This is a genomic window from Microbispora sitophila, assembly GCF_014892245.1.
Taxonomy (GTDB): Bacteria; Actinomycetota; Actinomycetes; order Streptosporangiales; family Streptosporangiaceae; genus Microbispora; species Microbispora siamensis.
In genome coordinates, this window is record NZ_JADBGC010000019.1 from 24,717 (window position 1) to 39,048 (window position 14,332).

General features: G+C 71.3%; 11 protein-coding genes. 9 read left to right on the plus strand and 2 right to left on the minus strand.

Annotated elements, in window-relative coordinates:
* Nucleotides 1-2: 2 nt before the first annotated feature.
* The gene (locus IL992_RS30630) at nt 3-1,370 is read left to right on the plus strand and encodes a cellulase family glycosylhydrolase (protein ID WP_193206830.1); all 1,368 of its coding nucleotides are present in this window, start codon (nt 3-5) and stop codon (nt 1,368-1,370) included.
* A gap of 440 nt (nt 1,371-1,810) precedes the next feature.
* Entirely contained in the window at nt 1,811-2,806 is a 996-nt protein-coding gene (locus IL992_RS30635; protein WP_193206831.1) for a hypothetical protein, read from the plus strand.
* A 44-nt stretch (nt 2,807-2,850) separates the two neighbouring features.
* Here the strand turns inward: IL992_RS30635 and IL992_RS30640 are convergent, their stop codons facing one another.
* The gene (locus IL992_RS30640) at nt 2,851-3,204 is read right to left on the minus strand and encodes a hypothetical protein (protein ID WP_193206832.1); all 354 of its coding nucleotides are present in this window, start codon (nt 3,202-3,204) and stop codon (nt 2,851-2,853) included.
* A gap of 86 nt (nt 3,205-3,290) precedes the next feature.
* Between IL992_RS30640 and IL992_RS30645 the strand changes: the two genes are divergently transcribed.
* Both IL992_RS30645 and IL992_RS30650 read left to right on the plus strand, forming a co-directional pair.
* Nucleotides 3,291-4,076 (plus strand): TetR/AcrR family transcriptional regulator, encoded by a 786-nt coding sequence (locus IL992_RS30645; protein WP_193206833.1) that lies wholly within the window; start codon nt 3,291-3,293, stop codon nt 4,074-4,076.
* A 127-nt stretch (nt 4,077-4,203) separates the two neighbouring features.
* Complete coding sequence (locus tag IL992_RS30650; RefSeq protein WP_226874077.1) at nt 4,204-5,514, plus strand: MATE family efflux transporter; 1,311 nt, start codon at nt 4,204-4,206, stop codon at nt 5,512-5,514.
* Nucleotides 5,515-5,558: 44 nt separating this feature from the next.
* Here the strand turns inward: IL992_RS30650 and IL992_RS30655 are convergent, their stop codons facing one another.
* Nucleotides 5,559-6,206 (minus strand): TetR/AcrR family transcriptional regulator, encoded by a 648-nt coding sequence (locus IL992_RS30655; protein WP_193206834.1) that lies wholly within the window; start codon nt 6,204-6,206, stop codon nt 5,559-5,561.
* 76 nt (nt 6,207-6,282) lie between these two features.
* On the opposite strand from IL992_RS30655, the gene IL992_RS30660 reads away from it, so the two are divergent.
* Genes IL992_RS30660 through IL992_RS30680 form a run of 5 tightly spaced genes read left to right on the plus strand, consistent with a single transcriptional unit; the run spans nt 6,283 to nt 13,953 of the window.
* Complete coding sequence (locus tag IL992_RS30660; protein ID WP_193206835.1) at nt 6,283-7,614, plus strand: MFS transporter; 1,332 nt, start codon at nt 6,283-6,285, stop codon at nt 7,612-7,614.
* Nucleotides 7,604-9,265 carry a glycoside hydrolase family 13 protein gene (locus IL992_RS30665; protein WP_193206836.1) on the plus strand — a complete coding sequence of 554 codons (1,662 nt, stop codon included), beginning with the start codon at nt 7,604-7,606 and terminating at the stop codon, nt 9,263-9,265. The genes IL992_RS30660 and IL992_RS30665 overlap by 11 nt, the downstream gene beginning before the upstream one ends.
* Nucleotides 9,262-11,286: an alpha-galactosidase gene (locus IL992_RS30670; protein WP_319018936.1), complete on the plus strand. Its 2,025-nt coding sequence runs from the start codon at nt 9,262-9,264 to the stop codon at nt 11,284-11,286. The genes IL992_RS30665 and IL992_RS30670 overlap by 4 nt, the downstream gene beginning before the upstream one ends.
* A complete protein-coding gene (locus tag IL992_RS30675) occupies nt 11,276-12,973 on the plus strand; it encodes a glycoside hydrolase family 2 protein (protein ID WP_193206838.1) in 1,698 nt (565 codons plus the stop codon). The genes IL992_RS30670 and IL992_RS30675 overlap by 11 nt, the downstream gene beginning before the upstream one ends.
* Nucleotides 12,970-13,953, plus strand: coding sequence for a DUF2804 domain-containing protein (locus IL992_RS30680; RefSeq protein WP_193206839.1), 984 nt, complete (start codon nt 12,970-12,972; stop codon nt 13,951-13,953). Before IL992_RS30675 ends, IL992_RS30680 begins: the two co-directional genes overlap by 4 nt.
* The last annotated feature ends 379 nt before the right edge of the window (nt 13,954-14,332 follow it).

A 14,332-nucleotide genomic window follows, 5' to 3' on the forward strand; every position in this document is an offset into this window, starting at 1 on the left:
ACATGAAGCACAAGCTCATCGCCCTCGGCGCCGCCGTACTCGCGGCCATCGCGTCGATCCTGGTCTCGGTCCAGCCCGCGTCCGCGGCCGTGGGCCTGCACGTCAGCGGCACCAAGATCGTCGAGGCCAACGGCCAGGAATTCATCATGCGGGGCGTCAACCACCCCCACGTCTGGTACACCAATCAGACCAGTTCGTTCGCCAACATCAAGGCGCTCGGCGCCAACACCGTACGCGTCGTGCTGGGCAGCGGGAAGCGGTGGGGCCCGTCGAACGACGTCGCCAACGTGATCTCGCTGTGCAAGCAGAACCGGCTGATCTGTGTGCTTGAGGTGCACGACACCACCGGGTACGGCGAGGAGGGCGCCGCCGCCTCTCTGGACGAGGCGGTCAACTACTGGATCAGCCAGAAGAGCGCCCTGGTCGGCCAGGAGAACTACGTCGTCATCAACATCGGCAACGAGCCGATCGGCAACACCAACCCCGCCCAGTGGACCGACGCCACCGCGAACGCGATCAAGAAGATGCGCAGCAACGGCTTCGAGCACCTGCTCATGGTCGACGCGCCCAACTGGGGCCAGGACTGGCAGTACGTCATGCGCGACAACGCCCAGACCATCCTCGACGCCGACAGCCGGCACAACACCGTGCTGTCGATCCACATGTACGCCGTGTTCAACACCGCCGCGAGCATCGTCGACTACCTCAACCGGTTCCAGGCCAAGGGGTGGCCGCTGGTCATCGGCGAGTTCGGCTGGCAGTTCAACTCCGGCGAGGTGGACCACGAGACGATCCTGTCCGAGGCGCAGTCGCGCGGCCTCGGCTGGATCGCCTGGTCGTGGAGCGGCAACAGCGACCCGATCCTGGACATGACGGTCAACTTCGACCCCAAGCAGCTCACCACCTTCGGCACGAGGATCTTCAACGGCGCCAACGGCATCAAGGCGACCGCCAAGGAGGCCTCGGTCTACAGCGGCAGCAGCCCGTCACCGTCGCCCAGTGCCTCGCCGTCGAAGTCGCCGTCGCCCACCCCGTCGCCGTCTCCGAGCGCCTCTCCGTCACCCAGGCCCGGCGGCTGCTCGGCCACCTACAAGGTGGTCGGCCAGTGGGGCGGCGGCTTCCAGGGTGAGGTCGCGGTCACCGCGGGCAGCTCGGCGATCAAGGGCTGGACCGTGACGTGGACCTACGCCAACGGCCAGACCGTCACCAACGCGTGGAACGCGACGGTCACCAGCAGCGGGTCCAGCGTGACCGCCCGCAACATGAGCTACAACGGCAGCCTCGGCGCCGAGGCCTCCACGACCTTCGGATTCCTCGGGTCGTGGAACGGCAGCAACAGCGTCCCCACGCTGTCCTGCACCGCGAGCTGACGGAACACCACTGCGGGCCGGGTGCGACGCGCACCCGGCCCGCACCGATGATCGCTTCGGGAGAACGCGTCATGCGGGCCGGAGTCGTCCGCCGCCCGTCGCACGGCCGCATCAGATGATTACCGAATCTCAAATCGGTTCGCCCCCCGCGACCTGCCGAAAGCGCCCGGACCGCCTCATGGTCGCGGATTTCGCCCGCATGGATTCGGCGGATACGGGGAAGGTCTCCTCAATCCATCGGAAGTGACACGGTTTGGCAACAAATATGCCGGTCGCTTCAGTCGGGTATCGGGGCAGAGCGCTCCGGTACGACCGCCGCCCCGTGCGGCGGAGACCATCGGATCGAACGATACGGAGGAACGGTGAAGCCGACCAACCCCCACCGCCCGAAAGGACTGTTGTCCGGACCGGGCGGGCCGCGCCGGCGCATCTCCCAACCCATGATCCTCGCGACCGCGTTCGTGCTGACGGCGTCGGGCGGCATCGGAGTGACGGCGGCCTCCGCCGCCACCCCCGTCACCCCGCCGCCCGACACCGCGGAGCCTGTCGTGACGGCCACCGTGACGATCACGCCGACGGCCGCCCCGGCCGAGACCGCCACCGACGCCCCCTCGGCGACGCCCGCCACCGAGGTGCCCCTGGTGGGCCCGTTCCTCGGCGCGCTGCACGGTGAGGTGGTCGTGCCGACCAAGGACGGGTGCGGCACCGTCACGGTGTTCACCCAGACCGGGCAGGCCGTCGCCGTGGCGGATGACTCGATCACCGTTCGCAGCCAGGACGGCTTCGAGCGGTCGTACGCGATCGGCGACTCCACTCGGACGCTCACCGGGCGCCGGGGCGGCGAGATCCGGCAGGACGCGTGGATCTCGGTGATCGCGTCCGCGCAGTCCGGCATGCCGACCGCCGGCCCGGAGAGCCCGGCTCCGCTTCCGTCCACTACGCCGACCGTTCCCGAAACCACGCCGACCCCCACCGGCGGCACGCCGACGCCTCCCGAAACCACGCCGACCCCCACCGAGGGCACGCCGACGCCTCCCGCAGAAAGCACCCCCGCTCCTCTTCCGAGCGACACCTCGACGGCCCCCGCTCCCCCTGGCGAGACGAATTCCACTCCCCCGCAGACCGAGGAGACGACGCCCGCCGCCCCTCAGGGGGAGACGGCGACGGCCGCCTACGTCTTCGACCTCTCGCGGCCGAGCAAGCGGCTGTGGTATCTCGGCAAGAGCTCCGCGTACTCGCTGAAGTGGCGCTCGGGGAAGCCCACCTGGCGCGCCCCTGAGCCCTGTCCGACGCCGACGGTCGTCCCCACGGAACCGCCGGCCGCGACACCCGGCCCGGCCACGACCCCCACGGAGACCGCGCCTCCCACGGACACCGCCGCACCCAGCCCCGAGCCCACGCTCACGGACACGCCGACCCCGACTCCCACGTCCTGATCGATCGCAGGCCGGCCCTCGCCCCCTCGGCGAGGGCCGGCCTGTCACTGCTCCAGACGGACGGTGACGGTCACGCGGCCCGCTTCGTCGCGTCTGGCGACGGCATGCCCGGTGCGGTCGACCCCGTCCAGCTGCAGGGATATCGGGCCGCCCTCGCCCAGGAAGTTGCGCCACCACGTCTTGGCGTCGGGGAGCTGGACGCCGATCGTGACGGTGTCACCCGCACGCCGAAAGGCGACGGGTGTGCTGAAGGTGCGTCCCGAGCGGCGTCCCGTGTAGGTGACGACGGTGAGGCGTCTGCTGATCAGCCGGCCCCATCGGGGAGACGAGCGCAACGTCAGGACGCAGGAGTTGAAACGGCCGATCGCTCGCCGAGGAAGCGGCCTCCGGTATCGCACAGAACCTCCATCGCGACGGGTGTCTCTCGCCGCCAACGTAACCTGCTAAGTGGAGAGCCTTGTCCACTTAACCCGAAGTGAGAAACATGAGCGCTGAGGCATCTCGGATGCCGGCCGTCCCCGAGGGGGCCGTGGCACTGCGCGCCGACGCCCGGCAGAATCGTGACCGCATCGTCGAGGTCGCCCGCCGGTTGTTCGCCGACCGCGGTCTCGACGTGCCGATGGCCGCGATCGCCCGGCATGCCGGTGTAGGGGTCGCGACGCTCTACCGCCGCTTCCCCACCAAGGAAGCGCTGGTCACCGAGGTGTTCGCCGATCAGTTCGAGGCATGCGTGTCGGTCGTCGACGACGCGCTGGCCGATCCGGACCCGTGGCGCGGGTTCTGTACGGCCATCGAAAGGATCTGCGGCATGCAGGCCGGCGACCGTGGCTTCAGCACCGCCTTCGTCGCGGCGTTCCCCGAGGCGGTCGAGATCGAGCGGGAGCGCGACCGTGCCATACAGGCCTTCGCCGAGTTGACGCGACGGGCCAAGGCGGCCGGGCGGCTGCGCGCCGACTTCTCGCCGGACGACCTCGCCCTGCTGCTGATGGCCAACTGCGGCGTCGTCACCGGCTCCGCGGAGGAGGCCGGGGCCGCGTCCCGGCGACTCGTGGCCTACCTGCTCGGCGCCTTCCGCGCCGGACAGGCCGACGACCCCCTCCCGCCGCCCGCCCGGCTCAGCCTGCATGACGTCCTGAACTCGCCCACTTCGGCCACTCCTCCCGTACGTCGGGCCGGCGCCGGCCCGACGGCGCATCAAGGAACCGCGGTACGTCAAGGAACCACGGCGCTTCAAGGAACCGCGGTGCGTGAAGGAACCGGCGACCGCTGACCGCAGCCGGACGGCGTTTGTTGCGAACTCTTCGCAATAGCAAGACAATTGCGTTCCTGTCGCCCGATGTCGCGGCGAGCGATACGGCTCGCCGGGCGCCGGCCGGCCCCCCTTCCTGGAGGAACGCTTGAGTGAGCACGTGGGCCGGGCCCCGCTGCGTCAGATACTCGCGCTCGCCGTGCCCGCGCTCGGGGTTCTGGCCGCCGAGCCGCTCTATCTGCTCGTCAACACGGCCATGGTCGGCCACCTCGGCGCGGTGCCGCTCGCGGGGCTGTCGGTCGGCGGGATCGTGCTGGCGCAGATCTCCTCCCAGATGACGTTCCTGTCCTTCGGCACGACCGCCCGCGCGGCCCGGCTGCACGGCGCGGGCCGCAGGGCCGACGCCGTGGCCGAGGGCGTGCAGGCGACCTGGCTCGCGGCGATCGTGGGGCTGGTGATCACCGTGGCGGGACAGTTGCTCGCCGCGCCGGTCGCCGGTCTGCTCACCGGTGACGGCCGGGTCGCCGACGCGGCGGTGAGCTGGCTCAGGATCGCCCTGCTCGGCGCTCCGCTGATCCTGATCACCATGGCCGGGAACGGCTGGATGCGCGGCGTGCAGGACCTGCGGCGCCCGCTGCGCTACGTGCTCGCGGGCAACGTGATCTCCACCGCGCTGTGCCCGGTGCTGGTGTACGGGCTCGGCTGGGGGATCGACGGGTCGGCGGTCGCCAACGTGGCCGGACAGCTGATCTCCGCGGGCCTGTTCGTGCGGGCGCTGCGGGCCGAGGGCGTGCCGCTCGCTCCGGCTCCGGCCGCGATGCGCGCCCAACTCGGCCTGGCGCGCGACCTGGTGCTGCTCGGCCTGGTCTTCCAGGCGTGCTGGGTGTCGGCGACCGCGGTCGCCGCCCACACCTCCGCCGCGGCGGCCGGCGCCCACCAGGTGGTGTTCCAGCTGTGGATGTTCCTGGCCTTCGTCCTCGACGCGCTGGCCATCGCCGCCCAGGCGCTGGTCGGGGCCGCGCTCGGCGCGAACGACGCGGAACGCGCGCGCCGTTTGGCCTGGCAGGTGACCGGCTGCGGGCTGATCTTCGGGACCCTGCTCGGCGTGGTGTTCGCGGCGCTGGCCGGTTCCCTCCCCCACGTGTTCACCACCGACGCGACGGTGCTGGCCGAGTTGCCCGGCGCCTGGTGGTTCTTCGTCGCGCTGCAGCCGATCGGCGGCGTCGTGTTCACGTTGGACGGAGTGCTGCTCGGCGCCGGAGACGCGGCATACCTGCGCACCGCGACGGCGAGTGGAGCGGTGCTGGGGTTCCTGCCGGTGGTGTGGGCCTCGCTGCGATTCGGCTGGGGGCTGGTGGGAATCTGGTCGGGGTTGTCGGCCTTCCTGCTGATCCGGCTGATCACCGTGCTGGCCAGGCTGCGGTCCGGCCGCTGGGCGGTGGTCGGCGCCGTACGGTGATCCGGGCGCGAACGGCCCGGTCTCCCATCCACATTCCAGGGTTGTCAGCCGCGCGAGGACACGTCGGCGAAGTAGGCCCTCAGAAGTCTGCGGCCCTGCTCGATCATGGCGGGGTCGCCCTCCGGTGAGGCCGTGAAGGCGAGCTGGAGTGCGGCCGCGGTGGCCTGGATGGCCAGCCGCATCACGCGGTACGGATCGGGCAGCGGCGGCAGCCCGGCCTCGTCCAGGGCGAAGTGGTAGAGCCGCTCGGCCAGCACGTCCCCGCCCTCCTTCGCCTCGCCGGGGGGCAGGAACGTGGGCCCGCCCGGCCGGGTGTCGGCGAAGTCGACCACGGTGTAGCCGGGGACCGTCCTGCGCATCTCGACCGTCTCGGTCAGGACGAGCTCCGCCGCGCGCGGCCAGGTGAGCGCTCCCTCCGCGCCCTCCGCGGCCACCTCGGCCACTCTGCGGCGCAGCCGCACCAGCAGCAGTTCCAGGTTGCGCAGCGCCAGCTCGCGCAGCATGCCGGGCTTGCCGTCGAAGAACTGGTAAATGGTGCCGCTCGGCACCTCGGCCCGCCTGGCGACGTCGACGATGGTCAGCGCGTCGAGGCCCACCTCGTCCAAGAGGCGGGCACATGCGTCGAGGATGCGCTCGACCCTGTCGATGCTGCGCTTCTGGACCGGCCGCCGCCGGACGCCGGGATTGTCCACCGAACAGTCTTAACATAACGCCCTGTCATGTTCTAACGTGGCACCCTCTCATGTTTTGGAACCTCGAAGGAACCGCATGGACGAGGTGCGCGTCACGCCCGTCGAACGGGTGACCACCGGATGGATGACCCTGCTGGCACTCGCCCAGATGGGCGTCATCATGGCGATGACCGTCGGCAACCAGATCCTGTTGCCCTCCCACGTGGCGCACATCGACCCGGCACACAAGGAGGCGTCGCTGGCGACCGTGTTCGCCGTCGGCGCCGTCTGCACGATCATCGCCAACCCGCTGTTCGGCGCCATGTCCGACCGGACCCGTTCCCGGTTCGGCCGGCGCCGGCCGTGGATCGTGGGGGGAGCGCTGGTCTGCGCCGCGTCCCTGGTGTTCCTCGCCTGGCAGGAGTCGCTGGCCGGACTGATCGTCGGCTGGGCGGTGGCCCAACTGGCGTTCACCGCCGCCCTGGCCGCGGCCATCGCCACCGTGCCCGACCAGGTGCCCATCCGTCAGCGGGGCAAGGTGTCCGCGCTGGCGGGCGTGGGCCAGTTGACCGGGCCGCTGCTGGGCGGGGTCGTGGCCACCGTCCTGCTGACCGGAGCGAAGGCCGGATTCCTCTCGATGGCGGCGCTGATCCTGCTGCTCGTGCTGCCGTTCGGCCTGTTCACCCGCGAACCCGCGCAAACCGCTGCCGCCGCCACGGTCACCATCGAGGTCACCGCCGGAACCACCGCGCCCGCCGCCGCACCCGTCACCGCCGCCGCAAATACGGTGGGGCCGCCGCCGTTCGACCTGCGGTCCTTTCTGCGCGGCCTGTGGGTGAGCCCGCGCGGGCATCCCGACTTCGCCTGGGCCTGGATGAGCCGGCTCATGATCACTCTCACGCTCGCGATGGCGATCGGCTACCTGCAGTACTACCTGCGGGACGCCGTCCACTACGAGCGGCTCTTCCCCGGCTCGACCGTCGAGCAGGGCGTCGTGGTCCTCGTGGCGGTGTTCACGTTGAGCAGCGTCGTGCCGACCCTGCTCGCGGGCTGGCTGTCCGACCGGTACGGCAGCCGCAGGCCCGCCGTCTTCGTCGGCGGCCTCACGATGGCCGCATCGGGACTGGTGCTGACGATCCTGACGAGCTGGTCCGCCGCCATCGCGGCGTCCGTGCTGCTCGGCGCGGGCTACGGCATGTTCGCCGCCGTCGACCAGGCGATGGTCACCCAGTTGCTGCCCGCCGACGCCGACCGGGCCAAGGACCTCGGCATCGTGAGCCTGGCCAACTCCGCGTCCAACACGCTCGGCCCGGTGATCGCCGCACCCCTGGTCACCTCGGCCGGCGGTTACCCGCTCATGTACGGCGTGGCGGCGGGCTTCGCCACGCTCGGGGCCTGTCTGATCTGGAGGATCCGCGGTGTCCGCTGAAACCGAGCGCCTCACCCAGCCGTACGACCAGGGCGCCTGGTGGCGCGACGCGGTGGTCTACCAGGTGTATCCGCGCAGCTTCGCCGACGCGAACGGCGACGGCGAAGGGGACCTGCCCGGTGTGCTGTCCCGCCTCGGCCACCTGGCCGACCTGGGCGTGGACGCGATCTGGCTGAGCCCGTTCTACCCCTCGCCGCTGGCCGACGGCGGCTACGACGTGGCCGACTACTACGACGTCGATCCCCGGTACGGCACGCTCGCGGACTTCGACGCGCTCGTGGCGGCGGCCGCGGCGAAGAACATCAAGGTGATCGTCGACATCGTCCCCAACCACTGCTCGGCCGAGCATCCGTGGTTCCGTGCGGCGCTGGCCGCCGGTCCCGGCAGTCCCGAGCGCGAGCGGTTCGTCTTCCGGGACGAGCCGAACAACTGGCAGTCCGTGTTCGGCGGCCCGGCCTGGACCCGGGTGCCCGACGGGGAGTGGTACCTGCACCTGTTCGACTCCGGGCAGCCCGACTGGAACTGGAGGCACCCCGACGTAGTCGCCATGTTCGAGCGGGTGCTGCGGTTCTGGCTCGACCGGGGCGTGGCCGGGTTCCGGATCGACGTGGCCAACATGCTGTTCAAGCAGGACGGCCTGCCCGACGTGGTCCCCGGCAGCCAGGGCGGCCCGCTCACCCCGGGTCACACGTCCATGCCCTACGAACACCAGCCGGAGCTGCTCGAGCTCTACCGGTCCTGGCGGGAGATCCTCGACTCGTACTCCGGCGACCGTGGCACCGCGCCCGCCTGCACCGCGCCCACCTGCACCGTGGCGGAGATGTGGTTCGGCCACCCCGACCAGGCCAGGCCCTACCTGTCGGGAGACGGGCTGGCCCAGCTGTTCGGCTTCGGCCTCATGCCGACCCCGTGGTCGGCCGAGGAGTTCCGTACGGTCATCGACGAGTCGCACCGGCTGGCGCGTGAGACGGGCGGGTCGATCCCGTGGGTGCTGGGCAACCACGACGTGCCGCGCATGGTGACCAGGTTCGGCGTCGACCAGGACCTGGTCCGCGCGCCGACCCCGGAGGTGCTGCTCGGCCGGATGGACGTGGACGTGGAGCTGGGCACCAGGCGCGCACGCGCGGCGGCGCTGCTGCTGCTCGCCCTGCCCGGCGGGGCCTACATCTACCAAGGAGACGAACTGGGCCTGCCCGAACATCTCACCATTCCGGACGAGGCCCGGCAGGATCCGATGTTCGAACGCACGCTGCGCGCGTACATCGGCAGGGACGGCTGCCGGGTGCCCCTCCCCTGGTCCGGCGCGGCCCCACCGTACGCGTTCGGGACCGGCGACACCTGGCTGCCGCAGCCGGAGGACTGGGCGGCGCTGACCGTGACCGCGCAGCGGGACGACCTCGGCTCGACGCTGAACCTCTACCGCGCCGCGCTCGCCATCCGGCGCGATCATCCCGCGCTCGGCGACGGCGACCTGACCTGGCTGGACGCGCCTCCCGGCGTGCTGGCCTTCGCCCGCGACCCCGGCTTCACGCTCATGGTGAACTTCGGCGCCGAGCCGGTGCCGCTCGCCTGGCACCACGACGTGCTGCTCGCCAGCGGGCCCCTCGACGGCGACCTGCTGCCGCCCGACACCGGAGTGTGGCTCTCGTGACCATCGAAACCGAACCGGGGTTGTGGCTGCTCACCACCCCGTCCAGCGCGTACGCCGTGCGGCTCGGGCCGGACGGCGCGCCGCGCTGCGCCCACTGGGGGCCGCGGCTCACGCTCGGCCAGGCCCGCGCGCTGCCCGCCGGCCCCGAGGAACTGCCCGTCGAGGGCGGCGGCCGGTTCGGCGTGGCGGGCCTGCAGGTCAGATATGGCGACGCCGTACGCGGGGTCGAGTGGCGTCACCTCGGCCACGACGTCGACGGCGGCCGCCTGACGATCAGGATGGCCGACCGGCACTACCCGCTGGAGATCGACCTGCACTACCGGGTCAGGCCGGACAGCGACGCCGTCGACCGCTGGACGACCCTGCGCAACACGGGTGACGGGCCGATCACCGTCCTGCGCTGCGACTCGGCGGCGTGGGCGGTGCCGCGGCGCGAGGACTACCGGCTGACCCACGTCACCGGAGAGTGGGGCGCGGAGTTCCAGGTTAGGCGTGTGGCACTGGCGGTGGCCGAGACCGTGCTCACCAGCAGGCGCGGGCACAGCGGCCACCACGCCAACCCGTGGGTGATGCTCGACGCGGGCGACGCGACCGAGGACCGCGGCGAGGTGTGGAGCGCGGCGCTGGCCTGGAGCGGAAGCTGGCGCATCACGGTCGAACGCGACCACGACGGCCGCGCGGGCTGGAGCGGCGGGTTCGGGCACGAGGGGGTGACCTGGCGGCTCGGACCCGGCGAATCCCTCGAGACACCCGCGTTCACCGGCATCTATTCGGCCGAGGGGTTCGGCGGGGTCAGTCACCGGTGGCACGGCCACGTCCGCCGCCACGTGCTGCCCGCGCCCGGCAGAGTCAGGCCGGTGGTCTACAACTCGTGGGAGGCGACCGAGTTCGACATCTCCCAGGACCAGCAGATGGAGCTGGCCGAGCTCGCCGCGGGCATCGGCGTGGAGCTGTTCGTGATGGACGACGGCTGGTTCGGCGGGCGCACCGGCGCCTTCGCGGGCCGTACGGGCGAGACGGCGGGCCTGGGCGACTGGTGGCCGAACCCCGACCGCTTCCCCGACGGTCTCACCCCGCTGATCGACCATGTGAAGCGGCTCGGCATGGGATTCGGCCTGTGGGTGGAGCCGGAGTCGGTCAATCCCGACAGCGAGCTCTACCGCACCCACCCCGAGTGGGTGCTGCGCCAGCCGAACCGGCGCGCGACCGAGATGCGCGACCAGCTCCTGCTCGACTTCTCCCGGGACGACGTCGCCGAGTGGGCGTACGACCGGCTGGACGAGCTGGTGACCCACAACGACATCGCGTTCCTGAAGTGGGACATGAATCGGCCGATCAGCGAGGCCGGCGACGAGGTGTGGGTGCCGTACATAAGGAACGTCTACGCCGTGGTGGACCGGCTGCGCACGGCCCACCCGCACCTGACGATCGAGGGCTGCGCGAGCGGCGGGGGCCGCGCCGACCTCGGGATGCTCGCCCGCACCGAGCAGATCTGGACCTCCGACAACACCGACGCCGCCCAGCGGATCGCGATCCAGCACGGCTACGGCCAGATCTATCCGGCCTGCACGATGGGCGCCTGGGTGACCGACAGTCCCAACGCGCTCACCGGCCGGCCGACGCCGCTCGCCTTCCGCTTCCACGTCGCGATGTCCGGCGCGCTCGGCATCGGCGGCGACCTGCTGCGCTGGAGCCCGGCCGACCTGGAGCAGGCGAAGCGCCTCGTCGAGCAGTACAAGCTGATCCGCCCGGTCGTCCACGAGGGCCGGATGGACCGCCTCGCCGACTGGGCCGTGCAGTACACCCTCGATCCGCACGTCGTGGTGCTCTCCTGGCGGCCGACCACGCTGGTCCGGGTGACGGCCCCCGTACGGCTGAAGGGCCTGCACCCGGACGGCGTCTACCGCGACGAGGACACCGGAGAGACGCACCACGGCGCGCTACTGATGAGCCACGGGCTGCCCCGGCCGTGGCCGTTCGACGCCACCAGCGAACTGAAGAGGCTCACCCGTGTCGGATGACCCGCTCCCGGAATACCCGCGGCCCCAGCTCGTCCGCGACAGCCACCTCAATCTCAACGGCCGCTGGGAGTACGCGATCAGGGACTACGCCCCCGAGACGTACGACGGCGAGATCCTCGTGCCGTACTCGCCGGAGGCGCCGCTGTCCGGGGTGAACCGGCAACTGCTTCCCGGGGAGACCCTCTGGTATCGGCGCCGGTTCGACCTGCCGGAGGGCTTCGCCGACGGGCGGGTGATCCTGCACTTCGGCGCGGTCGACCAGACCTGCCGGGTGTGGGTCAACGACGACGAGGTCGGCGGTCACACCGGCGGCTACCTGCCGTTCTCGTTCGACGTCACCGACGCGCTGCGTCCGTCGGAGAACATCCTGGTCGTCGCCGTGCAGGACGACACCGGGAGCGGCTCGCGGGGCAAGCAGCGGCTGCGGCGCGGCGGCATCTGGTACACCGCCCAGTCGGGCATCTGGCAGACGGTCTGGGCCGAGCGCGTGCCCGAGGTCCACGTCGAACGGCTCACGCTGACCCCGCTGCTCGACGACTCCTGCGTGGAGGTGACGGTCCACGCGTCCGGCGGGGAGGTCGGCGGGGAGGCGCGCGTCGAGATCTCGGCCGGAGGCGAAGCGGTCGCGCGGGTCACGGTGCCGGTCGGGCAGCCGGTGCGCGTCCCCCTGCCCGAGGTGCGCGCCTGGAGCCCAGAAGATCCCTTCCTGTACGACGTCGCCGTGTCGCTCGGCGCGGACCGCGTGCGGAGCTACTTCGGCATGCGCTCCTTCTCGGTCGGGCCCGACGCCGACGGCGTCCCCCGGCTGCTGCTGAACGGCCGGCCCTACTTCCACGCCGGCGTGCTCGACCAGGGCTACTGGCCGGACGGCCTCTACACGCCGCCCTCGGACGAGGCGATGATCCACGACATCGCCACGATGAAACGGCTCGGCTTCACGATGCTGCGCAAGCACATCAAGATCGAGCCGCTGCGCTGGTATCACCACTGCGACCGGCTCGGCATGCTCGTCTGGCAGGACATGGTCAACGGCGGCGAGCCGTACCGTCCGTGGGTCGTCACCACGCCGGCGTTCCTGCCCGTCGTGCGGCTGGACGACCGCCGCCACCACCGGTTCGGCCGGGCCGACGCGGCGGGCCGTACGGCGTTCGAGGCCGAGACGCGCGCCACGGTCGAGCACCTGCGCAACGTGGTGAGCCTGGCGGTCTGGGTGCCGTTCAACGAGGGCTGGGGCCAGTTCGACGCCGCGCGGATCGCCGCGGAGGTCGCCCGGCTCGACCCGACGCGTACGGTCGACCACGCCAGCGGCTGGCACGACCAGCGCGCGGGCGACCTGCGCAGCCTGCACGTCTACTTCCGCCGGTTCCGCCCACCCCAGCCCGACGGCCGGGTGCTCGTGTTGTCCGAATACGGCGGGTACGGCCTGCGCGTCGAGGGCCACGTCTGGGGCGAGAAGGAGTTCGGCTACCGCCGTTACCGCACGGCGGACGCGTTCGGCGAGGCGTTCGCCCGGTTGCACGAGGAGCAGATCATCCCGGCTGTCGCGCGCGGCCTGAGCGCGACCGTCTACACCCAGTTGTCCGACGTCGAGGACGAGATCAACGGCCTGCTCACCTATGACCGGGCGGTGCTCAAACTCCCCGAGGACCTCGTACGCTCGATCACGGAAAGGCTCAGGTTCGCATGACCACGCACGAGCGGGAGATCACCGCGCCCGTCGACCTGTGCCTGCCGGACGGCCGGCTCAACCCGGGCGCGGTGGGCTGGACCCGCCGTCCTCTGCACCGGGGCAACCTGCGTGGCTGGGGACGGCGCAAGCGCTGGGAATACTGGGGGATCGTCACCCCTCGCCACATCGTCGGCCTGGTCGCGTCGTCGCTGGACTACGCGGTGGTCAACGGGGTGTACGTACTCGACCGGGACACCCGCGTGGAGATCGCCAAGGACGTCGTGGTGCCGCTGGCCCGCGGCGCCGTCTTCCCCGACCGCAGCGGCGCCGGGACGGCGTCCGTACGGGGCGGCGGTGTGACGATCGACATCGAGCAGAGTGACTCCGGCACCGCGATCCGGGCCGTGGCGCCCGGTGTCGAGCTCGATCTGGAGGTGCCGCTGCCGGAGGGCCACGAGTCGCTCGGCGTGGTGGTGCCCTGGGGGCCGAACCGGTTCCAGTACACGGTGAAGGACGTCGGCCGTCCGGTGCGCGGGCGGCTGCGGCTGGAGTCGGCCGAGTTCACCGTCGACGAGGCGGAGTCGTTCGCCGTGCTCGACCACGGCCGCGGGAAGTGGCCGTACTCGATCACGTGGAACTGGGCGGCGGGCAGCGGGCCCGGCCGGGCGATCCAGCTCGGCGGCAAGTGGACCGACGGCACCGGCTCCACCGAGAACGCCCTGTTCGTCGGCGGCCGCCTGCACAAGATCGGCGACACGCTGGAGTGGTCGTACGACCGGACCGACTGGCTGCGCCCGTGGCGGATCACCGGCCCGCGGGTGGAGGTGGAGTTCCATCCCTTCCACGAGAAGGTGGCCCGCACCGAACTCGGCCTGGTGGGCAACGAGACGCACCAGTGCTTCGGCAACTTCTCGGGACGGGCCCGGGCCGACGACGGCGCCTGGGTGGACCTCGACGGCCTCACCGGCTGGGCCGAGGAGGCCCGTAACCGCTGGTGATCCTCGCGGTTTCACGGGCCCGGGGACGGCCTTCGTGCCCCTCCACACACTTCGCGTACGCGTAGTGGTGGAGGGGCAGGTGAACGAATCCCGGTCGACCGTAATCGGCACTGTGTCCGGGTGAGAAGCCTGGGCTCCGGCGGTTCAGTCGCCGGAGCCCTTGTTCCTGCTCTGCGGAATGGACGCTTCTCACCTCGAAGCACGCGGTTCATTCCGCAGGCCCTCAGGCAGGCCTTCTAATTGAAACAGCCGACCAATCCGGGGAGTACGTTGGAGCAGTGGCCCGCGACGCAGACGTCCCAGAGGATGTCGTCGAGGTCCGAGCGGGAGCATTCGTTCCGGGAGCACTCGTTCCGGAAGCACTCGTTCCGGAAGCACT